The 22,962-nt window shown below is 59.4% G+C and carries 19 protein-coding genes; 10 read left to right on the top strand and 9 right to left on the bottom strand.

Going from position 1 to position 22,962, the window contains the following annotated elements; genetic code table 11:
* Positions 1-8 precede the first annotated feature (8 nt).
* The 8 genes from ACIO0C_RS28520 to yaaA form a co-directional block, all read right to left on the bottom strand.
* A complete protein-coding gene (locus tag ACIO0C_RS28520) occupies positions 9-1,460 on the bottom strand; it encodes an alginate O-acetyltransferase (RefSeq protein ID WP_401317407.1) in 1,452 nt (483 codons plus the stop codon).
* Positions 1,461-1,470: 10 nt separating this feature from the next.
* Positions 1,471-3,060, bottom strand: a complete 1,590-nt coding sequence (algG, locus tag ACIO0C_RS28515) for a mannuronan 5-epimerase AlgG (RefSeq protein WP_401317405.1) — start codon at positions 3,058-3,060, stop codon at positions 1,471-1,473.
* A gap of 26 nt (positions 3,061-3,086) precedes the next feature.
* Entirely contained in the window at positions 3,087-4,571 is a 1,485-nt protein-coding gene (locus ACIO0C_RS28510) for an alginate export family protein (RefSeq protein WP_401317403.1), read from the bottom strand.
* Positions 4,568-6,079 carry an alginate biosynthesis TPR repeat lipoprotein AlgK gene (gene algK / locus ACIO0C_RS28505; protein WP_401317400.1) on the bottom strand — a complete coding sequence of 504 codons (1,512 nt, stop codon included), beginning with the start codon at positions 6,077-6,079 and terminating at the stop codon, positions 4,568-4,570. The genes ACIO0C_RS28510 and algK overlap by 4 nt, the downstream gene beginning before the upstream one ends.
* 9 nt (positions 6,080-6,088) lie before the next feature.
* Entirely contained in the window at positions 6,089-7,258 is a 1,170-nt protein-coding gene (locus tag ACIO0C_RS28500; RefSeq protein ID WP_401317397.1) for a PilZ domain-containing protein, read from the bottom strand.
* A 36-nt stretch (positions 7,259-7,294) separates the two neighbouring features.
* On the bottom strand, positions 7,295-8,776 hold the full coding sequence (gene alg8 / locus ACIO0C_RS28495; RefSeq protein WP_401317395.1) for a mannuronan synthase: 1,482 nt from the start codon (positions 8,774-8,776) through the stop codon (positions 7,295-7,297).
* 133 nt (positions 8,777-8,909) lie between these two features.
* Positions 8,910-10,226, bottom strand: a complete 1,317-nt coding sequence (locus ACIO0C_RS28490; RefSeq protein ID WP_401317392.1) for a nucleotide sugar dehydrogenase — start codon at positions 10,224-10,226, stop codon at positions 8,910-8,912.
* Positions 10,227-11,047: 821 nt separating this feature from the next.
* Positions 11,048-11,827, bottom strand: coding sequence for a peroxide stress protein YaaA (gene yaaA, locus ACIO0C_RS28485; protein WP_180205791.1), 780 nt, complete (start codon positions 11,825-11,827; stop codon positions 11,048-11,050).
* 176 nt (positions 11,828-12,003) lie between these two features.
* On the opposite strand from yaaA, the gene ACIO0C_RS28480 reads away from it, so the two are divergent.
* The 6 genes from ACIO0C_RS28480 (at position 12,004) to ACIO0C_RS28455 (ending at position 17,312) form a co-directional block, all read left to right on the top strand.
* The gene (locus ACIO0C_RS28480) at positions 12,004-13,125 is read left to right on the top strand and encodes a polysaccharide deacetylase family protein (RefSeq protein ID WP_401317389.1); all 1,122 of its coding nucleotides are present in this window, start codon (positions 12,004-12,006) and stop codon (positions 13,123-13,125) included.
* Between the two features lie 336 nt (positions 13,126-13,461).
* Positions 13,462-14,856 carry a PhoH family protein gene (locus ACIO0C_RS28475; protein ID WP_008060535.1) on the top strand — a complete coding sequence of 465 codons (1,395 nt, stop codon included), beginning with the start codon at positions 13,462-13,464 and terminating at the stop codon, positions 14,854-14,856.
* Positions 14,857-15,081: 225 nt separating this feature from the next.
* Complete coding sequence (gene moaC, locus ACIO0C_RS28470) at positions 15,082-15,555, top strand: cyclic pyranopterin monophosphate synthase MoaC (protein ID WP_401317386.1); 474 nt, start codon at positions 15,082-15,084, stop codon at positions 15,553-15,555.
* A complete protein-coding gene (gene moaD / locus ACIO0C_RS28465; protein ID WP_008060537.1) occupies positions 15,552-15,794 on the top strand; it encodes a molybdopterin converting factor subunit 1 in 243 nt (80 codons plus the stop codon). Before moaC ends, moaD begins: the two co-directional genes overlap by 4 nt.
* A gap of 3 nt (positions 15,795-15,797) precedes the next feature.
* Positions 15,798-16,247, top strand: coding sequence for a molybdopterin synthase catalytic subunit MoaE (gene moaE, locus ACIO0C_RS28460; protein WP_401317384.1), 450 nt, complete (start codon positions 15,798-15,800; stop codon positions 16,245-16,247).
* A 288-nt stretch (positions 16,248-16,535) separates the two neighbouring features.
* On the top strand, positions 16,536-17,312 hold the full coding sequence (locus tag ACIO0C_RS28455; RefSeq protein ID WP_401317381.1) for an ABC transporter substrate-binding protein: 777 nt from the start codon (positions 16,536-16,538) through the stop codon (positions 17,310-17,312).
* Between the two features lie 39 nt (positions 17,313-17,351).
* Here ACIO0C_RS28455 and ACIO0C_RS28450 read toward each other — a convergent pair whose 3' ends face one another.
* The gene (locus ACIO0C_RS28450) at positions 17,352-18,278 is read right to left on the bottom strand and encodes a DMT family transporter (RefSeq protein WP_401317379.1); all 927 of its coding nucleotides are present in this window, start codon (positions 18,276-18,278) and stop codon (positions 17,352-17,354) included.
* Positions 18,279-18,400: 122 nt separating this feature from the next.
* Here ACIO0C_RS28450 and ACIO0C_RS28445 point away from each other — a divergent pair, with 122 nt between their 5' ends.
* From ACIO0C_RS28445 to ACIO0C_RS28430, 4 genes are all read left to right on the top strand, one after another.
* Positions 18,401-19,294 carry a LysR family transcriptional regulator gene (locus ACIO0C_RS28445; protein ID WP_401317376.1) on the top strand — a complete coding sequence of 298 codons (894 nt, stop codon included), beginning with the start codon at positions 18,401-18,403 and terminating at the stop codon, positions 19,292-19,294.
* Positions 19,295-19,401: 107 nt separating this feature from the next.
* On the top strand, positions 19,402-19,911 hold the full coding sequence (locus ACIO0C_RS28440; RefSeq protein WP_032831667.1) for a disulfide bond formation protein B: 510 nt from the start codon (positions 19,402-19,404) through the stop codon (positions 19,909-19,911).
* A gap of 828 nt (positions 19,912-20,739) precedes the next feature.
* A complete protein-coding gene (cyoA, locus tag ACIO0C_RS28435; RefSeq protein ID WP_033038503.1) occupies positions 20,740-21,675 on the top strand; it encodes a ubiquinol oxidase subunit II in 936 nt (311 codons plus the stop codon).
* A gap of 3 nt (positions 21,676-21,678) precedes the next feature.
* Positions 21,679-22,962 (top strand): cbb3-type cytochrome c oxidase subunit I (locus ACIO0C_RS28430; protein WP_401317374.1); only part of this gene is annotated, 1,284 nt, incomplete at its 3' end.

Raw genomic sequence — 22,962 nt, 5'->3', positions numbered from 1 at the left:
AGCAGACCTCATTGCCCGGCTGAAGCGGTACGTTGTCCAGCGCCCGGGAATACGTTGCGTTTGCAGACTTTGGCTTCGACTTTCTGTGGCGTGGCGCCCGCTTTTTCAGGGCCCTGGATTTCGACGGCCAGCAGATTCTGCGAGGCCCAGTCTTCGTCCGTGCGCAACTCGAAGGCGAAACGCCCGTCGGTGTCGGAAGTTTCCGGTTTGTCGATCTTGATGTCCTCGTGGCGCCCGTTCATGTACCAGAGGGTGGCTTGCAGGGTTTTCACCGAGGTGTCGGCGAAGCGGATGTCGACCTGGTGACTGCTGTTTTGCAGGTTCAGGTTTTTGCTGTTGACCATCAGTTCGTTCTTGCCCGGTTTCAATGTGGTGCTACCGGACATCTGTGCATCCTTGCCTTCGCAACCGTTGTCCAGCAGCGCCATCATCTGGCGGTAGATGGTTTCCTGGTCGAGGCGGTAGAGCGGCGAGAATTCCCAGATGAGAATCTTCGGCGGGTTCTTCTGGAACTCGTCGCTGCCCAGGTACTGCAGCATCGAACCTTCCAGGCCGCCGCCGGGGAATGCCACGTTGAGAATGTCGGCGCCGATGGCCTCTTCGAGGAAACCGGCGAAGTTGTAGTTCTTGCCGCTGTGGCTGGTGCCGACCAGGGTGATCTGCGGATTGCCGGAATCGCCGAACAGGTCGCCATCGCCCGCTTCGCCTTTCGGCTCGGTGGTGAACTGATCCATGTACTGGATCGCGTAGCTGGTGCCACAAAGTTGACCAGCCATGTTGTGCAATGTTCCGGTCTTGCCCATGCGACCCGACTTATGGGTCTCGAATTCACGCTTGGGAATGTCGGCGAAGGCCGGGATCTGCTTGACCTTCTCGGCGACGATTTTCGCTGTGCGCTGGGCGCCGTAGGGGGTCCAGTGCTGGTCGCCGCGGAAGTAGAAGTCGTGGGCCGGCAGGGTTTCGGGCAACTGCTCGTTGGTCAGCGGCGACAGGTCCGGCACCACGTAACCCATCTGCGCGAAACGGCCGAGCATGGTCTTGTAGTTGCGCAACGCCTTGTCGAAATCGAAGCTGGCTTTCTCGGCCGGGTTGAGTTTGTTGCGGTTCACCAGGCCACGGGTCGGCTGGTAGACCACAACGAGTTCCACGCCTTTGCTCTTGAACGCATCGTGTAGTTGCTGCATGCGTTTGTAGCCGGCCGGGGTGGTGTCGAATTCGGTGCGCAAGTCTTCCTGGGTACGGAACAGCCAGTCACCCTGGGCCTGCACCAGCGTGGTGAAGTTCTGCTGGTAGCGGGTGGTGTAGTTCTTCGCGTCATGGGCGGCCGGGCACAGGCTGCAGCAGGGTTCAGCCGAGAATTTCGGTGCTTGAACCTCATCGGCACGCGCGCCGCCGCTGGCGGCGAGAATGCCGGCGGTCAGGGCCGACAGGCTGAGTAATTTGATCAGGTGTGGGTGCATAAAATTATCCTCAGTCCCGCATTTCGGTCTGGCGTTCGACAGGGTCGATCAGCACGGCTTTCTGCTGGCGCACCAGCAGGTCGAGAATTTCATCCTGGCGCTCGCCGAGGATCCCCGAGAAGCTGATGCCGCTGGATTTGGTCGGCGCGAGCATGGACACGCGATACAACTCGACGCTCAACGGCGAGTCGATGGACAGCGGGCCGCTGCCGTTGGCCGCCAGTTCACCGCCGACCACGATCAGCGACACCTGGGCGTCGAACGGGTCGAGCTTGATGTCACGGTCGGTGTCGGTCAGGTCCTTGATGTGCCCGTAGACACCGGTCAGGCCGTTGGCCATGGCGACGTTTTCGTAGAGGCGAATGTTCACGCTGTTACGAATGCGGATACCGTGGCGACGGTTGCTGATCACCTTGTTACCCCACAGCAGGTTGTCGGCACTCTCGTAGAGGGTGATGCCGTCAGTGTGGTTCTGGTAGATCTCGTTGTGCGCGATCAGGTTGTTCACGCTGTTACGGTCGATCACCAGGCCCGACAACTTGTTGTCGTAGCTGCGGTTGTTGAAGATGAAGCTGTCGTTGACCTCACGGGAAATAATGATCCCGTGCTTCTTCTTGGTCCCGTACACCGTGTTGTCGGCAATGATCAGACCGTGGGAACGGTCGTGCGGGTCGATGCCGTAGACGATGTTGTCTTTGTAGGTGTTGCCCTTGACCACGAAGTTGCTGGTTTCGTAGCAGTAGAAGCCGTACCACATGTCCGAGAATTCGGAACCGACGATCCAGCCGGTCGGTTCAGGGCGCTTGAGCACCTTGGCCATGTTTGGCGTGTACTGGGAAATACTCACACCATAGGACTTACTGTTGGCGTAGCCGAAGCTGGCCATTTTGCTGTTGGCGATGTAAGTCTCGGTGCCGCCCCAGGCCAGCAGGAACGGACGGAATTCCTTGGGCGACTTGAAGGCCGCCGGGCCGTTGGCCTTCTCGCTCCAACCAGTGACCTTGGTATCACGCACGAACAACTTTCCGTCGTTGACCAGGAACGAACCGGCCTCCTGGGACAGGCGCAATTCCTGGGTCTGCTTGTCGATCTCCAGGATGCCCTTGTTACCCACCACGATCGGCAACTTCGCCAGGAACACACCCGGCGAGGTTTCGCTGAAGTACTGCTTGGGCAGCTTGTTCGCCAGGTCCTTGAGGTTCATGTAGCCGTCGTCGACGAAGATCGCCTGGGGGATGCCGTGCTGGCGCACCACCCACTCGGCCATCTTGTTGTCGCCACCGATGAAGTCCTTCAGGGCGTCTTCCTGCATCATCCGGCGCACGCTGATCTTGCCGGCCTTGCTGCGCACGATTTTCGCGGCGATGGCCTCTGCGGTATAGCCTGAAAGGTCCGGCAGTTTCGGCGTGGCCAGTTCCAGCGGCGCGGTCGGTGCGCTGCTGACGGTGTAGGTCTTGGCCTGTTGCAGTTCCTTGGCCATGGTGGCCGGCTTGCCTTGTTGAGGGGCCACTGGCTCCACATTGGCGAAGGCGGCCGCACTGGCCAGCAACATCGCGCTGGCCAGCAGGCTGATCGAGCCTTTTCGGGCTTGATGATTCATCTGGGAGACTCCCTTCGCAATGTGCATCAGAAGCGCCAGATCACGTCGACGAACGCGCGGTGCATGTACGAATCGACTTCCTTGCCGTAGGCATCGCCCGGCTTGAACACACCACCGCGCAAGCGCACCAGGGCCGAAGGCTCATCGATCTTCTGGCTCAGCGCCGCCGGCAGCAGGCCTTGCTTGAAGTACTTGGTGACCACCAGGTCCATTTCCTGGCCGAGGTCTTTGTCACCGTTGTTCAACGGCAGGGAAGTGCTGGACAGCACCGCGCCGGTCACGTCGTCGGTGTTGTTCTGCACCGCGTCGATGCCGTTGCTGGTGATCGGCTTGTTACCGTCGACGCGCCAGAATTTGTGGTAGATCAGGCTGGCGTCGTATTCGTCGTTGAGCATCCACGAACCGAACAGCGTGGCCGATTGCATGTTGTTCATTTCGCCACGGAAGGCTTCGCCGAAACGGTGTACCCGCGAGCGTGTGCCGGTGTAGTTCGAGCGGTTGCTTTCCAGGCCGTTCTGTTCGTAATCGGCGCTGGCTCGGGCGTAGGCTGCACCGACTTGCCATTGCGGATCGAGGCGCAGGCGCACGCCCACGTCAGTGGCCCAGCCGTCGACATCGCCGCTGCGCTTGGCTTGTGCCGGTGCGCTGCCATCGGCGTTCAGCGGGTTGACCGTGTCGCGGTCGCCGCTCATGCCGGTGATGCTGCCCCAGTAGTTGACGGTGTTGGTGTTGCGCCAGTTATAGGCGTCGCTGTTGGCTTGCAGGCCCAGCCAGCTGATGTCGCCGTTCTGCTTCTTGTCCAGCGAATCGCCGGCCACACCCGGCTCCGGGTAGTCGAGCTTGCCATCATCGTGGGTGTGATGACCGCGGATACCGGCCCAGTGACCCGGTGTCCATTGGTATTCGGCATCGGCGAAGGCGTGCAGGCGATCCTTATCCTTCGGCGCCAGTTCCTTCAAGTCAGTGCGGTACTCGCTGAAGCGTTCGGCGACACCGGCATTGGCGCGCAACAGGGTGGTGTCGAAGGTCCAGTTCAGGGCTTCGATGTTGGTGTCGCGCCATTGGCCGTCATCGTTGTGCAGGCGCTGGCGACCGAATTTCAGGATTTCGCCAGGGTAGGGCGTGAAGCCGCTGTAGCCGACCCAGAACTCGCGCATCGCCAGGTAGTTCTTCTTGGTCTTGCGATCATTGTTGACGGTGTTCTCGGTGCCTTCGGATTCCTGCAGGGTGTCGGTCTCGATGATGTCGGTAGACGTCACGGCTTGGCCCATGGCATACGCGCTCCACGCGCCGCTTTCGCCATAGACCCATGGGCGCAGGTCGAGGCCCAGGCCGTTGACGTCGCCGCCGCTCTGGGTGCCGAGGTCACGGTCGTCTTCGAACTGCCCGGTGATTTTCACATCCAGGCCGTAGTTCTTTGTTTCTTCTGTCATCGCCGCCAGTGTCGGGCAGGACCAGATCAGCGCGAACGTCAGGCCGATACCGGCCTTCATGAATGGATTCAACTTCATAGGGATTCCTCGCCGTCTTCTTCTTGCAGGGCGTGCAGTTGCAGCGTGTTCTGGCTCAAGTTGCCGCGAACGGACTGTTCCTGTTTCAACAGGCGCTGGGCCTCGGCCAGCTGCGCAGGCGGCAGTTGGGCTTCGAGGGTTTGCGCAAGCTCGGTGGCTTGCGGGGTGTTCTGGGTCTTGGCCAATTGGCTGAAGACGTACGCATTGAGCGGGTCAGGCTTGGTGCCTTTGCCTTGGGAAAACAGTTGGGCAATGGCGAAGTCGGCGCTGTTCTGGCCGTTGCGCGCAGCGGTCAACAGGTGATCCAGCGCCTTCTGCGGATAGACCTTGCCCAGGTAGCCACGGCGATAGATTTGGCCGAGGTAGTAATCGGCTGCGACTTCGCGGCCGACGGCTTTCTGGAAGTGTTCCTCGGCGACCTTGGCGTCGGCCGGGACCATCTTGCCTTCGTAGTAGAGCTTGCCCAGCAACAGCTCGGCGCGCGGCTGGTCGGCGGCGCGGCCGTTGTCCAGGTACTTCATCATCTGGTCGACATCGCCCAGTTCCGGGAAGTCGTAGATCAGTTGCGCCAGGGTGACCCAGGACGCCGGGTAGCCCGGGGCGATGGGTTCGAGCAGCGACTGCGCGGTTTTTTCGTCGGGCGTGCCCAGGGTCGGATCAGCGAGCACGCGTGCGACGCTGTCGATACGTTGCGCCGACACGGTGCCGCGACTGTGCGCCGCCTGCATCTGCTTGATCAGCTCGGCCTGTTGTTCGGGTTTACCTTGTTTCTGGTAGACCGTGGCCAGTTCGACGTAGCAGATGTCGGTGGTGTTGAGCGCGGCCTTGCAGACCTTTTCCACGTCATCCAGGTGCTGATCGTAGGTGCCTTGGGTGCGATACAACAGCACTTGCGCCAGACCCGCTTCCGGCTTGCCTTCGGCGCGCCATTGGCTGATCTGCTTTTGCGCATCGACGTTGGGGAAGCTGTGCGGGTGCTGCAGGTACAGCATCGCCAACGGGATCAAGGTGTTGCCTTCGCCAGCGGCGGCGGCTTTTTTCAGCAGGCCTTCGGCTTCCTTGTGCTCGGCTTCGGTGGAGCCAGGCTTGGCCACCAACAGACGGCCGAGACGGGCCTGGGCGCGCGGCGAAACACTGGCGGCGGCGCGGTAAGTCGCCTCGGCCTGTTTCATCTGCGCCGGGTCGCGGCTGTCGACCTGGATGTCGGCCAGGCCGACCTGGGCTTCGCTGTAGCCCAGCGCTGCCAGCTGCTGGTAGTTCGCCGCGGCGGTGGCGGTGTCGCCACGCTTGAGCGCTTCGTTGGCCAGGCGCTGGTCGGGCAGGCCGGCGCAGCCGGTAAGGCTGACTGCAAGCGCCAGCGAGCACACCATATGACCCCTGTGGGAGCTGGCTTGCCAGCGATTCAGGCGACTCGGTATTTCAGAAAGATTGAGGTGTTCCAATCGCTGGCAAGCCAGCTCCCACAGGGTTTGTGGTGTTCTGAGTATGGGTGGAATCGTCACAGGCATGTCCTCCGGTTACAGACCAGCAGCCATGGCTTTGTCGATCAGCCAGTTCAGGTTCGGGCCACGGTCGCTGTTCACTTCCACCGGGCGGCCGGCGAGGCTGCTGTCCAGGGCTTCGTCAGGCTGGATCAGCACTCGGATGTCGGAGGACAGGTCGGCGCTTTTCAGGCTGGTGCTGTTGACGATCTTGCCGGTGCGGGTCTTGTCTTCGCCGGCGATCTGGAAGCGCACCGCGGTGCCTGGCAACACGTCGCCGAACTGGCGATAGGAGAAGCGCGCCTCAATGTTGGCTTCGGTGTTGCGCGGCACCAGCTGGAAGATCACGTCACCCTTGCTGGCGTACTGACCGTCGGCGACCATCTGCTGGGCCACGGTGCAATCGCAAGGCGAGGTCAGGGTGCCGGTCATTTGCTTTCCGAACAGCTCTTCAACCTTGGCCGGGGCCAGTTGATCGTCTTCCAGGTGGCCCTTGAGCACGTCGAGCATGCTGGTGCTGAAGGTCGCCAGTGGCGCGCCTTTGGCGGCAACGCCGTCGGCTTTCACCAGGCTCTGCACGGTGCCGTCGCGGGGCATGGTGATGTTCACGCCCGGCACGCTGACCAGGCCCGCCTGGGCGTGGCTGACGAAGTACATGCCGTACACCGACTTGAAAATGAACCCGAACGCCGCCAGGCCGACGACGAAAATCCCCAGGCTGAAGGTCACCGCTTTCATGCGCCCGAAGGCGCTCATGCCGTGGCCGCCGTCCTTGATCTTGCGCGCCTTGGTGAAGTTGTCGCGCTGCAGGGTCGCCAGCACTTCGCCGATGGTGACGATGTCGCCGGCCAAGTGCGAAGTGATCAGGTGGCGCAAGGTCGAGATGTCTTGCGGTTCCAGGTTCTGGAACTGGCAACCGGTGCGACCGGTCTCGCGATCGCAGGAGCGCACTTGCAACTCGACGTCCATGGCCAGGCCGAGGTTGTCGATGACGAATTGCAGGCGGGCCTTGTACTTGTCGCCGATCTTCAGTGGCAGTTGCCCGGCATTGAAGGCCAGGCCACCGGCGGAAAGGTCGATCACTCGCGCTTCGACCGGTGTCCGGTCAGGGCCGAAGAAACGCAGCTTGGCCGGGATTTTCACTCGGGCGTGTTGGCGCTGGGCTTCAGATTCGTGCACTACGTTGGCGTTGACGGCGGTATTCATAAGGGCGATTTCCTGGTTAATTCAAAAAGGGGGCGGTCAGACCATCATCAGCAACACGGCGACAAAAATGCTGCCGGCGGAGAAGGTCATGGTCCGAGACGACCAGGTGTTGAACCAACGTTGAAAGCTGGCGAGATCACGGGTCAGGGCAGTGGGCTGGCGAGTCCAGGACTGTTGGTCGAGGCGGAAGAACACGTAGATCTTCACCAGCGCGCCAACGATCTGGTTGTAATAGAGAATCGCCGGGTAGGCCGGCCCGATCCGGTGGCCGGAGCAGGACAGCAACAGGGTCAGGATCAGGCGGGTGATGCCGATCCACAGCAGGTACACCAGGATGAACGCGGTGCCGTACTTGAAACTGGCGATCAGCGCCACGGTCAGGCCCAGCAGCGAGGTCCACATCGACACTCTCTGGTCGAACAGCACCACGGAAGTGAACGCACCGAGGCGCTTGATCCCCAGGCCCAGGGCGCGGGAGTTCTGGCGCAGGTTATTGCCGTACCAGCGGAACATCAGCTTGCGACTGGCCTTGATGAAGCTTTTTTCCGGCGGATGCTCAACGGTGTTGATCGCGGCATCAGGCACGTAGAAGGTGTCGTAGCCCAGGCGCATCAAGCTGAACCAGCTGGACTTGTCGTCGCCGGTGAGGAATTTGAAGCGACCCAGGCGCCAGTGTTGCAGCGAGTCGCTTTCCACGTCGGCGATGAATTCCGGGTTGGTGACCACGGTGGCACGGAACACCGACATGCGCCCGGTCATGGTCAGCACGCGCTTGGACAGGGCCATCGAGCACATGTTGATGTGACGCTGGGCGAAACGCAGCTTGTGCCACTCGCTCATGATGTAGCCGCCGCGCACTTCGCAGAATTCGTTGGTGGTCAGGCCACCGACATTGCCGAAAAGCTGGAACCACGGCACGGTCTTGCGCACGACGCCTTCGCCGAGCACGGTGTCGCCATCGATCACGGCCACCACGGCGCGGTCGTCCGGCAGGTGACGGGAGATGGCGCGGAAACCGAAGGCCAGGCCATCGCGCTTGCCGGTGCCGGGGATGCGCACGAAGTCGAGCTTCACCCGGGCAGGCGGATTCATCCGGTTCCACAGGCTCTTGACCAGCAGTTCATCGGACATTTCGACGATGGAGCAGACCACGGTGGTCGGCAGCTCGCAGTCGATCGCTTCGCGGATCACCGAGCTGTAGACCTGTGCGGTGGTCAGGGCATCGATACGGAAACTGGTGACCATCAAAAATACGTGGGACGGGTCCGCCGCCTTGCCCAGCTTGCGCACTTTGCGCCGCAGGTGCGGGTAGACCACGTACAGAAACAGCATGCCGCGCACAAAGTGCGTGGCCCCCATCGAGTAGCGCCAGATACCGACGATACCAATCAGGAAAATGAAGTCCTTCGACTCGGAGTCGAACGTGGACACAGGCAGCGCCATGGCGATGCCCATTAGTAAACTCAGGTAGAACAGCCAACCGGCGGCCTGGAGTAGACCGTGCTTTAGCCTGTGCATAATCTGCATCCGTCTAGATCTCGGGCGAGGCCCGATTGGGCTGTAGGAGCGAGGCTTGCCCGCGAAGGCGGCGTACGTGACAAACCTCGTCGTACGCTTCGCCGGCAAGCCTGGCTTCTACAAGGGGTGTTGCTTACCAGCAGATACCTTCAGCCCGGCCAGCCTCGCTGGTGGCCTTGGACATGAAGCCGACCAGGTCGATCACTTGCTTGCCGTGCGGGACGTCCTGCACCAGGGCGCGGAATTTCTCGTCACGGTTGCCGAGGATGATCACGTCGGACTTGTTGATCACCGCGTCGAAGTCGGAATTGAGCAAGGACGACACGTGCGGGATTTTCGACTCGATGTAGTCCTTGTTCGCACCGTGGACACGGGCGTACTCGACGTTGCTGTCGTAGATGCTCAGGTCGTAGCCCTTGCCGATCAGCATTTCCGCCAGGTCTACCAGCGGGCTTTCGCGCAGGTCATCGGTGCCGGCCTTGAAACTCAGGCCCAGCAGCGCGACTTTGCGTTTGTCGTGGCTGGAAACGATGTCGAACGCGTTCTGCACCTGGGACTCGTTACTGCGCATCAGCGAGTTGAGCAGCGGTGCCTCGACGTCCAGGGAACCGGCGCGGTAGGTCAGGGCACGCACGTCCTTGGGCAGGCAGGAACCGCCGAAGGCGAAGCCCGGGCGCATATAGTACTGGGACAGGTTCAGGGTCTTGTCCTGGCAGACCACATCCATCACTTCACGACCATCGACGCCGACGGCCTTGGCGATGTTGCCGATCTCGTTGGCGAAGGTCACCTTGGCGGCGTGCCACACGTTGCAGGTGTACTTGATCATCTCGGCAACGGCGATGTCCTTGCGGATGATCGGCGCGTCGAGTTCTTCGTACAGCGATTGCAGAACGTCGCCCGAGGCCTTGTCGAACTCGCCGATGACGGTCATTGGCGGTTGGTCGTAGTCGGCGATGGCCGTGCTTTCGCGCAGGAACTCAGGGTTGACCGCCACACCGAAATCGACACCGGCCTTCTTGCCGGAGCAGTCTTCGAGAATCGGGATGACCACGTTGGCCACGGTACCTGGCAGCACGGTGCTGCGCACCACGATGGTGTGACGGGTGGTCTTGTCGCGCAGGACAAAACCGATCTCGCGGCACACGGCCTCGATGTAGTTGAGTTCCAGGTCGCCGTTCTTCTTGCTCGGCGTACCGACACAGATCATCGACAGGTCAGTGTCGCGAATCGCCTCGGCGAAGTTGGTGGTTCCGCGCAGACGACCAGTCTGGATACCTTGGGCTAGCAGTTCGCCCAGGCCCGGCTCAACGATTGGCGATTTGCCTGCGTTGATCATATCGATCTTGTCTTTGGCAACATCAACGCCAACGACGTCATGGCCCCGTGCAGACAGGCAACCGGCACAGACTGCGCCAACGTAACCCAAACCAAATATGCTGATGCGCATCGCATTTACCTCAGTGTTGATCAAGCCATTAGATGGCCGGAGTTAATGGTGTTCAGCGGTTATAGTGCATGCGGAAGTTAAGCCTGGCAGGCGCGACAATACCGCGTGCTGGCATGAAAGTTCCGAGTGTCAAATAAGTGCACTCAAGGTGTGCGCAACTAGGCCTTGTTGTTATGACTTGCCCTGTTATGCAGCCAGTCCTCTGTTCAGAAGAAATTCGTGCAATGATCCTGCGCGCTCGATGTCAGGCCGAAAGCCCGTAGATCAAGCGGTTTGGTGCCCGGGTGAGCACGTTTATAGGGGTGCGGCCTTGGCCTTGTAGGGGATAGTAATGGTGCATATCTCCTGTCCCTTCTGGTGTTGCCCAAATCAGGGATAAGTCAGTGCAAGTTAGTATTACAACTTCACTGCAATGATCACTGTTCTGCGTAAGTTATCTCGTACATGCTCGGCGAGAATCGTTACCGGTGGTATGAGCGGTGCATTCGGACATAGTTCCGGTCAGCCCCTCACGAAATCTGAAATTTCTTGAAATATTGACAAAGATGGCACTGCTCTCAAATTGATAGCACTTGCCGTTTCGCCCTTTATATATAGGCGGATTATTGAAGGGGATAGTTATTTGCCACTACGGGTAAAAATTTTCAGTGCCACTACTGAAAAAAATGATCGAAGTCGAGTGAAACTAAAGTTAGAAAATTGACAATTTGTTTTTTGGCGTCATAAAAATGACGGAAATGGCGTGGGATTGGGAGGGGATCAATGAGGGGATCAATGAGGGGCGCACGAGGGATCTGGAAGGTCGTGCGCCGCCCGTTATGTCACTCTGGTGCGTGGTCGCGCAGGAACACCAGGTTGTCCGGTTTAGACTGCTCGGCGCTGTAGCGATAGCCCTGTACATCGAACTGCTTGAGGGCTTGCGGATCGTTGATGCGCTCCTCAATGACGAAGCGGCTCATCATGCCCCGGGCCTTTTTTGCGTAGAAGCTGATGATCTTGTACTGACCGTTCTTCAGGTCCTTGAAGTCGGTGTTGATGATGCGTGCATTCAAGGCGCTGCGCTTGACCGCCGAGAAATACTCGTTGGAAGCCAGGTTGAGCAGCACGTCATCGCCCTGATCGGCCAGGGCTTCATTCAACCATTCACTGATACGCGTGCCCCAGAAGGCATACAGGTCCTTGCCCCGGGCATTGGCCAGCTTGGTGCCCATTTCCAGGCGGTACGGTTGCATCAGGTCCAGGGGGCGCAGCAGGCCATAGAGGCCGGAAAGCATGCGTAAATGTTGCTGGGCGTAGTCGAAGTCGGCTTCGCTGAAGGTTTGTGCATTGAGCCCGGTGTAGACGTCGCCCTTGAACGCCAGCAAGGCCTGCTTGGCGTTGGCTGGGGTAAAGGCGGGTGTCCAGCTGCCGAAGCGGGCGGCGTTGAGCCCGCCGATCTTGTCGGAAACGTGCATCAACTCGCTGATCTGCGCCGGCGTCAGCTCGCGCAACTGCTGGATCAGCTCCTGCGAATGGTCAAGGTACTGCGGCTGGGTAAAGCGCTGGGTCGCCGGCGGTGTTTCGTAGTCGAGGGTCTTGGCGGGGGAAATCACCATCAGCATCAAGTCGTCTCCTTTAATCGTGACGGCGATTCTAGGGGGTTGTCATCGTTGACTCCAGCTATGGGTGTAATAGGTGCCGGACGGTGATCGTTCCCACGCAGAGCGTGGGAACGATCATCAGGGGGCAGGTCGGATCAGCTATAGTGCCGCGCGGGTTTTGTTATGGAGACATCCCATTGCGTATCGTTTTTCTGCTCACAGCCTGGCTCCTGAGCCTCGGCGTCATGGCGGCGCCGGGTGAAGTGGCGACGCTGGATCGCAGCACCTGGCCGGAAAAACTCGACAACCCGACCCTGTTCGACGTCGCGTCGCGAGCCGAAATCCTCATGTTCGCCCGGGTGCTGCTGGCCAGTGAGTCCCTGGACGAGGCGGCACTGGCGCAACGCCTGGGCCTGCGCACGATCAACCTGGAGTCGGTCAATCGTGTTCGCCAGCGCCTATGGCAACGCCTGTTGGCCAACTACGATTTCGCCCAGCAAAGTTGCGATCAGGATGCCTCCTTCTGTTTCCTGGTCGAGGACATGGCCACCCTGCGCGAGCAGGCCGGCAAGTTTCAGCTCGGCGAGGACAGCTACTACATAAGGTGGGCCGAGCCGAGTCGCCTGTTCCACAGCCAATACCTGGATGAGCAACTGCGCAAGGCGGCGCTGTTTCCGCAAACCAGCAGTGAAGTCGATCATTTCGGTGACTATGAGCGCAATGGCGACGCGATGCATGACCGGCTGTTTCTCTTGACGTTCGACAGCGCCGCCAATGCCGTGCCGGACAATACCGACTGGATTGCCGAGTACCTGCGCAAGGCCAACCTCAGCGGCACGTTCTTCGTTCTCGGCAAGGATCTCCAGGCCCGTCTGGGCGAGCGCTCGGTGGCCAGCGTGCAAGAAACCTGGTCAACCCAGTGCATCGGTGTACAAGGCTGGGAGTTTCGCTCCCACAGCCATTGGCAGCACTGGCAGGACTCGGTACGCCGCAGCGTCGAGCTGGCCAGGAACAAATTGCCTGAGAACTTCGTGCCACTGTTTCGCCCGCCCGATGGCCAGCGCCGCGCCGACGCCGCCTTCTTCAAGGCCCAAGGCCTGCAAGTCGCCCTGTGGGACATCGATGCCCAGGACGGTGCTGGCAAGCTCAAGGGCAGCCAGAGTGCGCAACGGGTGTTGACCCTGATGCTGCTGTGGCGTCACGGAGTGATCAATTACAACGTGAAACAGGACGGGGTGAAAACGGCGTTGCCGTGGCTGATCACGCAAACGGCGCAAAGCGGGATCGGTTGGGAGGACTGTCAGGAAGGGTTTCGCTGAAAACGGCCAAAGCCAGCAAACATTGGATAAACGGCGATTTTAGGGGGGATTTTGCTGCAGGTTGATCTCCGACTGTAAACGGGTGATGGCAGTCCGCCAAGCCCTTTTCGTCACTCTGCAAAATAAACTTCAAAAAAGCGTCAAAGTGCTTTTTTCTGTCATGGGTTTTGGAGTATTACGAAGACAGACCGCCGAAACCTGCAACACAGGTGGCGTCTCCCAAGACCCCGCATGTAGGCAGAACACTTGAGTCCCCGCAGGTGTATTCGGTAGTCACTTCGAGGCGCAGCACCGCCAAGGTATTGCGTCCACTGGCTCTGACAAAGGTGACCGAGTATGGATGATCACGGACGTAGCTCTTCTTCCAACCAGCCAATCCTTTATGTACTCGATACCAACGTATTGATTCACGATCCAAATGCGCTGCTCAACTTCGAAGAACACCACGTCGCGATCCCGATGACCGTGCTTGAGGAACTCGACAAGCTCAAGAGCGGGCATCACAGCGTAGCCGCCGAATGCCGTCAGGCCATCCGGCTGATCGACAAGACCTTGGGCGATGCCTCACCCGAGGACGTCGAGCAGGGCGTGCCGATCCAGCGGGGCAAGAGCGGACCCAAGGGATTGCTGTCAATTCTGATGAGCAAGCAGGCCGAACCCCACATCGTTCTGCCTGAGCATCTGAACGACAACAGAATCATCAACCAGCTGATCGACCTGCACGCGCGTGAGCCGAAGAAGCCCGTGGTGCTGGTCACCAAAGACATCAACATGCGCCTCAAGGCCCGCGCCTGCGGGATCGCGGCCGAGGACTACAGCACCGACCAGTTGGTCGATGACGTATCGCTGCTGCCTAATGGCTATCACAACATGACCGGTTCCTTCTGGGACCGGGTGAGCAAGGTCGAGACCCGTCAGGACCACGGTCGCACCTGGCACCAGGTCCAGTTGATCGACAATCTACCCGCCGTGCACATCAACGAATTTATCATCGATGAGCAGGGGTTCGTCGGCTGGATCAAGGAGATCGAGGAAGACAAGCTGCTGATTTTGGACCTGCACCAGGAACCGCTGCTGCACCAGGAAGCCTGGGGCCTGAAGCCGCGTGACATCTATCAGAGCCTGGCGCTGTATGCCTTGCTCGATCCGGACATCCACCTGGTCAACCTGTCCGGTGCCGCCGGTTCCGGTAAAACCATCCTCGCGCTGGCCGCGGCCATCGAGCAGACCATGGTCAGCAAGCGCTACCGCCGCATCATCGCCACCCGCAGCGTGCAAGGCCTGGACCAGGAGATCGGCTTCCTGCCCGGCACCGAAGCGGAAAAAATGGAGCCTTGGCTGGGCGCCATCACCGACAACCTCGAAGCCCTGCACATGGATGACGAAAGCACCCATGGCAGCGTCGACTACATCCTCAGCAAAGTGCCGTTGCAGTTCAAATCCCTCAACTACATCCGTGGGCGCAGCTTCCAGCAGAGCCTGATCCTGATCGACGAATGCCAGAACCTCACACCGCACCAGATGAAAACCATCATCACCCGTGCCGGTGCCGGTTCCAAAGTGGTGTGCCTGGGCAACCTGGCACAGATTGACACCCCTTACCTGTCCGCGACCAGTTCCGGGCTGACGTACCTGACTGAACGCTTCAAGGACTTCCCTAACGGCGTGCACATCACCCTGCAAGGGGTGCCTCGTTCGATTCTGGCCGAATACGCCGAATCGCATCTGTAACCTTCACCCAAAACCGGGCGGCCCCAAACCCGCCCGGTTTTTTATGCCCGACAAAAACCTTGTAGGAGCTGGCTTGCCAGCGAAGGGGCCTTGATGCTTGCGTTGAATTCAAGGCCATCATCGCTGGCAAGCCAGCTTCTACAGGAATGCGTCCATCCGATAATCTGGCGTGCGGAAATCTGACCCACAGGTTTACAATCGGAACTCCTGATCAGGAGTAACCCCGTGCTGACTCATCTCGATTCCCAAGGTCGCGCCAATATGGTCGACGTCACCGAAAAAGCCGTGACGTTCCGTGAAGCGACGGCCCAAGCGCTGGTGCGCATGCTGCCCGAAACCCTGCAGATGATCGTCAGCGGCGGTCACCCCAAGGGCGATGTGTTCGCCGTGGCGCGCATTGCCGGCATTCAGGCAGCGAAAAAAACCAGCGATCTGATTCCCCTGTGCCATCCGTTGGTGCTGACCGGCGTCAAGGTCGAGCTCAGTGCCGAAGGCGACGACAGCGTGCGCATCGTGGCGCGCTGCAAGTTGTCCGGTCAGACCGGGGTCGAGATGGAAGCCCTGACGGCTGCCAGTGTCGCCGCCTTGACCATCTATGACATGTGCAAGGCCGTGGATCGCGGCATGACCATCGAAAGCGTGCGCCTGCTGGAGAAGGTCGGCGGCAAGAGCGGTCATTTTCAGGCGGATCCATCATGAACGTCACCGTGAAGTTTTTTGCCCGTTACCGTGAAGCGCTGGGCGTGGATTCGGTGAAGGTCGAAGGCCAGTTCGCCACTGTCGACGACGTGCGGGCGTTACTGGCACAACGTGAGGGTGCTGACGTGCTGCGCGAGCAGAACCTGATGTGCGCGCGCAACGAAGACCTGTGCCAGCTCGACGAACCGGTCAGCGATGGCGATGAAGTGGCGTTTTTCCCCACCGTGACCGGGGGCTGAGACATGGCCATTCGCGTGCAATCGACCGCGTTCGATCCCGGTGCCGAAGTCAACGCCATGCACGACGCCAATGTCGGCGTCGGGGCGGTGGTGAGTTTTGTCGGCTATGTGCGCGACTTCAATGACGGCCTGGATGTCGCCGGGATGTTCCTCGAGCATTATCCGGGCATGACCGAAAAAGCCCTCGGCAAGATCGCCATCGAGGCCGAGCAGCGCTGGCCCTTGCTCAAGCTGGAGGTGCTGCATCGCATCGGTTCCCTGGAGCCCGGCGAACCCATCGTCTTCGTCGGCGCCGCCAGCGCCCACCGCCAGGCGGCATTCGACGCCTGCGCCTTTGTCATGGACTACCTGAAAACCCGCGCCCCGTTCTGGAAGAAGGAAAACACCAGCGATGGCCCGCGTTGGGTCGAAGGGCGTGACAGCGATCATGCGGCGGCGGATCGCTGGCTGTAGGAGCTGGCTGGCCAGCGAAGGGGTCCAAAAGACCTGCGCAGTGTTCAAAGACGCCTTCGCCGGCAAGCCGGCTCCTGTAGGAGCGAGGCTTGCCCGCGAAGAGGCCATTCGCTTCACCCACAAACTCCTCACACGCCACCCGACCATCGGCCAGCACGCCCCGCATTTACCCAATTGACGCCTAATACATAAAAGTCCAGTATGGATTTACAAGTACAAAAAAGGCTCCTACCGTTTCTGCTCTTCTTCCATCTTGCCAAACCAACAACAACCCGCGAGAGAACGAACATGAAGAAATTCCCCCTCATCACTGGTCTGGCCCTGAGCCTGGTGGCGTGCAGCAGCCTGTTTGCCGCCGAAAAAACCCTGCGCATCGGCATCGAAGCGGCCTACCCGCCGTTCGCCTCCAAGACCGACAAGGGCGAGATCGCGGGTTTTGACTACGACATCGGCAATGCCCTGTGCGCGCAGATGAAGGTCAAGTGTGTGTGGGTCGAGGGTGAGTTCGACGGCCTGATTCCTTCCTTGAAAGTGAAGAAAATCGACATGGCACTGTCGTCGATGACCATCAACGAAGACCGCAAGAAGTCGGTGGATTTCACCCACAAGTATTACTTCACCTCATCGCGCCTGGTCATGAAGGAAGGCGCGGTCGTGGATGATCAATACGCCAGTCTCAAGGGCAAGACCGTTGGTGTGCAACGGGCGACCACCACCGACCGTTACGCGACCGAGGTCTTCGAACCCAAGGGCATCAACGTCAAGCGCTACAGCAACAACGAAGAAATCTACATGGACCTGGCGGCCGGCCGCCTGGATGCCATTTTTGCCGACACCATTCCGCTCAACGACTTCCTGTCGATGCCGCGCGGCAAGGGCTACGCATTCGCCGGCCCGGAGCTCAAAGACCCGAAATACGTGGGCGAGGGCGCCGGGATTGCGGTACGCAAGGGCAATACCGAGCTGGTATCGGAGCTGAACAACGCAATCGACGGGATTCGCGCCAGTGGCGAGTACCAGAAGATTTCGCAGCAGTACTTCAAGTCTGATATCTACGGCGACTGATTTATCGCTTACGGGGCTTTCTCGCGAAAGCCCCTCTATTCATACGTTGTTGGCAGGCACCGATACTCTCGATGGCTGCAAATTGAGGGCGAGTACACTCGCCAGCACGATGACCATCCCGATAATGACCATGATCGAAGGGCGTTCAGCCAGAACCACCGAGGCCATCAACATGGCGGTAGGCGGTATCAGGTAAAGCGAAATGGACGCGCGGCTCACATTGCTGTGCGCCAGCACGTAGGCCCAGGCGAGGTATGCAAGGGCGCTGGGAAATATACCCAGGATGAGCACCGCCAGATTGACCGAAGTCGAGGCGTTCTGCACTTCGCTCCACAAGCCCGGTGCGTAGACAAGCAACAGCGCGGTGCCAGACCAAATGGTGTAGCACACCATCGTCAGTCCGTTGTAGCGATGGGAATGGCTTTTTTGCAGGGCGAAATAGAGACTCCAGGACAACGCCGCCAGCAGGATCAGCAACCCGTGCGCATCCAGCTCACCAAAACCACGATCACTGGTGACCACGACAGCGGCACCGAGCAAACCACCCAGTACGCAGAACCACTGCCAGCGGTTGACACGCTGCTTGAACACGAAATGCGCCAGCAACGTGCTGAATAGCGGGGTGGATTGTGCCAGTACACTGGCCGCACCGGCACTGACGCCTCGTTGACCATAGTTGATCGCTATGTGGTGCAGGCTGACAGCAAAGAATCCCAGCACAGCCAACAGCGGCAGGTCTTTCAGGCGCGGCAGGGAAATACCCGCCACCCATGCCACCCCGGCCATGAACGTCGAGGCGATGAGAAAGCGGATCAGCGCCAAATGACCGGGCTCGTAAGCCACTAACCCGATGTGGATTCCAGTGGGCGAATAGGCCCAGCAAAGGATCACGAAAAACGTCGCCAGGGCGACTTTCACGCCGGGCCTTGTGACGAGGCTCAGGTTCATGCGCTGAATCAAATCCATAAAACGTCCTGTTTATACAAAGTGTGATGACGTAAGCGAAGTGCGCGCAGTCGAATTATCAAAATCATCCGGATTCACTACAAGTGACTTAAACTGACTCAAGTATTCACTTTGGGTGAGCTATGGAACTGTCCCAACTGCGCATGTTCAACACCGTTCACCATCTCGGCAGCATCGCGCGTGCGGCTGAGGTGCTGCATTGCGTACCGTCCAATATCACCGCCCGCCTCAAGTCCCTGGAGCGTGAACTCGGTACTGCGCTGTTTTCTCGCGATGGCCGAGGATTACGGATCACGCCCGCCGGGGAGGTGTTTCTTGAGTACACGACGAAAATCCTCGGCCTGGCCGAGGAAGCGCGCAGGGCGTTGGCACCCGGCTGTGCGCCGAGCGGACCTCTACGTATTGGTGCCATCGAGTCCACTGCCACTGGGCGATTGCCTCGGTTATTGGCCAAGTACCACGAGCTTTACCCAAAGGTGATGCTGGAGTTGAGCACTGGCACCTGGGCTCAATTACTCGACGACACCCAGCATCGGCGGCTGGATGGGGCGTTCGTGGCGGTAAACGTTGAACGCCCGGGACTGCAGCGGGAAGTGATGTACCGCGAAGATTTGATTCTCATCGCGTCCGCCTCCCATGGGCCTTTGCGTCAGGCGGCTGATCTGCAGGGCAAGGCGATTTTCATGTGGCCGCCGGGATGCCCGTACCGTTTCGCGCTGGAACAGTGGCTGTTGCGCCATGACCAGGTACAGCCGATTGTCAGCATCGCCAGCTATGGCACCATCGTTGGCTGCGTCAGTGCCGGTGCCGGCGTCTCGCTGGTGCCCCGTGGAATCTATGAGCAGTATTGTCTCAGCGCCGGTTGCCAGGGATATGAATTCCCGGAACTGACAAGCGTCGACAACCTTTTTTACTGGCACGAGAGCGCAGGGCGGCACCCGGCGCGTGAGGCGTTTGTGAAGCTGCTACAGGCCGAGTTCGCGGGGCCAGGGTCGTTACGGTTAATCCCGTCTTAACCGACCTGTCGTCTATTCCCACGATACCCGCTTGCACGCGCCAGGCTCTCAAAGGTCAAGGCCAGCGTGTAAACTGGCGGGCAATCGATAGTCAAAAGGGAAACACGATGAGCGAGGAAACGATGCGTCTGGGCCGTGAACGGCGCTACCTGGTGCTGTTGGGCATCATCTGTCTGGCGCTGATCGGCGGTGCGTTGTACATGCAGGTAGTGTTGGGCGAGGCCCCGTGCCCGTTGTGCATCCTGCAGCGTTATGCGCTGCTGTTGATCGCGCTCTTCGCGTTCATCGGCGCGGCGATGCGCACCCGGCGCAGCATCACGGTGCTGGAGACCCTGGTGGTCATTTGCGCCCTGGCGGGCGTCGGGGTGGCCGGGCATCACGTCTACACGCAGTTCTATCCGGCCGTCAGTTGCGGCATCGATGTGCTGCAACCGATCGTCGACGGCTTGCCGCTGGCGAAGATCTTCCCGCTGGGCTTCCAGGTGGACGGTTTCTGCTCCACGCCGTACCCGCCGATCCTGGGGTTGTCCCTGGCGCAATGGGCGCTGCTGGCCTTCGTGCTGGTGGTGGTGCTGGTGCCGTTGCTGACGGTGCGCAATCGCAAGGCGCTGCACTGAAATCATCGGCGGCATTATTGCGACAGACGCAAAACGCCCCGGTCCTCAATGAGGGGGCCGGGGCGTTTTTGCATTTCAGGGGCCAGGGAAAAAGACCGTGATGCGCGGCAATCAGGGGTGCGACAAGTCTGCGACATGTTGTCACATCGCGAGTGTCGCAGCGCCCTTTCGTGTGTCGGATTGGTGCGGTGTCCTGCAATGAAATTGGTGCATATGAGCGTCGCCGGATTTTCTCTGGGTCACAGCGGAGCAGGCAGTTTTAACAGGCTCTGGCGAATTGCCAGAGGCCTTGTCATATCGGGGCTAGGGCGGAGTCGAGGGTGGTTGCCGCGCCTTCGATACTGTCTGTATCGCGGGTGGTAGCCCTACTATTTTTGGTGTTTTTGTTGAGAATCAATTTCGATAAGATGCGCCACTTTTACAGATTTGAGTCAGGATTGTTGCGGGCTGGGATAAAAATTATTTCGGGATAAGACATGGTTTATGAAACGCTACATATCTACAATCGCCCGCACTGAATTCCCGGCACTGCTCACCCTGGCTCTGGTGCATGAGTGGCACGAGGGTGTCGAGAGGCCTTTTGGCCTGATGTGACGCCCAGGTGTCGGTGCCTCCAACTATCCGCACCAAATGGAATTGGGCTGTAACAAGGCCTTTGACCACGAATTCGAATAAGAACTCACCGCTGGCCCAGGATTTGTCGAAACGCCTCTGACGCTCGACGGGCAAGCCCTTATTCAATCCAAGAAAAATGCCAACCCTTGGCAGGGTGAAGTGTTGGCGATCAAAACCCAACTGCATTGCGCAAGCTGCTTTAGAGGTCGTGAGATGAGTAAAAACAGGTACCCCAGACTACTAGGCTTATTGCCGCTGCTCGGCACGTTGTTGCTGGGAGGCTGCAACATGACCTTGCTCAATCCCACGGGCCAGGTCGGCCTGGAACAGCGAAACCTGATCATCACCGCAACGCTGCTGATGCTGTTGGTCGTGATCCCGGTCATCGTGATGACCTTCCTGTTTGCCTGGAAATACCGCGCATCCAACACCAAGGCGACCTACACGCCTAAATGGAACCACTCCACCAAGATCGAGATCGCGGTGTGGACTGTTCCGGTGTTGATCATCATTGCCCTGGGTTACATCACCTACAAGTCGACCCACGAGCTGGACCCGTACCGTCCGATCGAATCCGACGTGAAGCCTGTGACCATCGAAGTGGTCGCGCTGGACTGGAAGTGGCTGTTCATCTACCCGGAACAAGGCATTGCCACGGTCAACAAGATCGTGTTCCCGGCGCACACGCCAATCAACTTCAAGATCACCTCCGACGCCGTGATGAACTCGTTCTTCATCCCGGGCCTGGGTGGCCAGATCTACGCGATGGCGGGCATGCAGACCAGAATGCACCTGATCGCCGACCGCAACGCTGAAATGGACGGCATCTCCGCCAACTACAGCGGTGCCGGTTTCACCGGTATGAAATTCAAAGCGATCGCAACTTCCCAGGAAGATTTCGACGCCTGGGTAAGTGAAGTCAAAAAGGCACCTAAACAGCTTGAACAAGCTGAATACGCAGCCCTTTCCAAGCAGAGCCAGAACAACCCAGTCGAGCTCTACTCCTCGGTGACGCCGAACCTGTTCCAGATCATCGTCGACAAGTACGAAGGCATGAAACCAGGCCCGAAGGTCAAGCACGAGAAGAAAGAGAAAGAAGTGGCCGCTACGGACATGAACTCGCATTCAGCTGCCGGGGCAGAGGAGTAAACGATGTTTGGTAAATTAAGTTGGGAAGCGGTCCCGTTCCACGAACCGATCGTAATGGTGACCATCGCCATGATCGCGCTCGGTGGCGTGGCACTGTTCGCTGCAATCACCTACTTCAAGAAGTGGACTTACTTGTGGACCGAGTGGCTGACGTCGGTCGACCACAAGAAAATCGGCGTGATGTACATCATCGTCGCCATGGTCATGCTGCTGCGCGGCTTTGCCGACGCCATCATGATGCGTACCCAGCTGGCCATGGCCACCGAGGGTTCGCCTGGCTACCTGCCACCTGAACACTATGACCAGATCTTCACCGCCCACGGTGTGATTATGATCATCTTCATGGCGATGCCATTCTTCACCGGCCTGATGAACCTTGCAGTGCCGCTGCAGATCGGCGCGCGTGACGTTGCCTTCCCGTTCCTGAACTCCCTGAGCTTCTGGCTGCTGGTTTCCGGCGTGGTGCTGATCAACCTGTCCCTGGGCGTCGGCGAATTCGCCAAGACCGGTTGGGTTGCCTATCCGCCGCTGTCGGGCCTGCAATACAGCCCGGGCGTGGGGATGGATTACTACATCTGGGCGCTACAGCTATCCGGCCTGGGTACGACGCTGACGGGGGTCAACTTCCTGGCCACCGTGCTGAAAATGCGTACCCCTGGCATGAAGCTGATGGACATGCCGATCTTCACCTGGACCTGCACCTGGGCCAACGTCCTGATCGTGGCTTCGTTCCCGATCCTGACCGCTACCCTGGCACTGCTGACGCTTGACCGTTACATGGATTTCCACATTTTCACCAATGAACTTGGTGGCAATCCAATGATGTACGTCAACCTGTTCTGGGCCTGGGGTCACCCTGAGGTTTACATCCTGATCCTGCCGGCGTTCGGCGTGTTCTCGGAAGTCATCTCGGCGTTCACCGGCAAGAAACTGTTTGGCCACAAGTCGATGATCTACGCTTCGGGCGCGATCTCGGTACTGGGCTTCATGGTTTGGCTGCACCACTTCTTCACCATGGGTTCGGGTGCCAGCGTCAACGCCTTCTTCGGTCTGGCGACGATGCTGATTTCCATCCCGACGGGTGTGAAGCTATTTAACTGGCTGTTCACCATCTACCAGGGCCGTCTGCGCTTCACCAGCCAGGTGCTGTGGACCCTGGGCTTCATGGTCACCTGCCCCATCGGCGGAGTCACCGCCGAACAGCTGGCCGTCCCGGCAGCTGACTTCGTCCTGCACATCTCCGTGTTCTTCAAAGCCCACTTCCAAAACGTTATCATCGGCCGCTCC

This window comes from Pseudomonas sp. NPDC087336 (genome assembly GCF_044744285.1).
Classification (GTDB): domain Bacteria; phylum Pseudomonadota; class Gammaproteobacteria; order Pseudomonadales; family Pseudomonadaceae; genus Aquipseudomonas.
The sequence above is the reverse complement of the archived record's forward strand: the minus strand, read 5'-3'. Positions and strand labels throughout refer to the sequence as shown.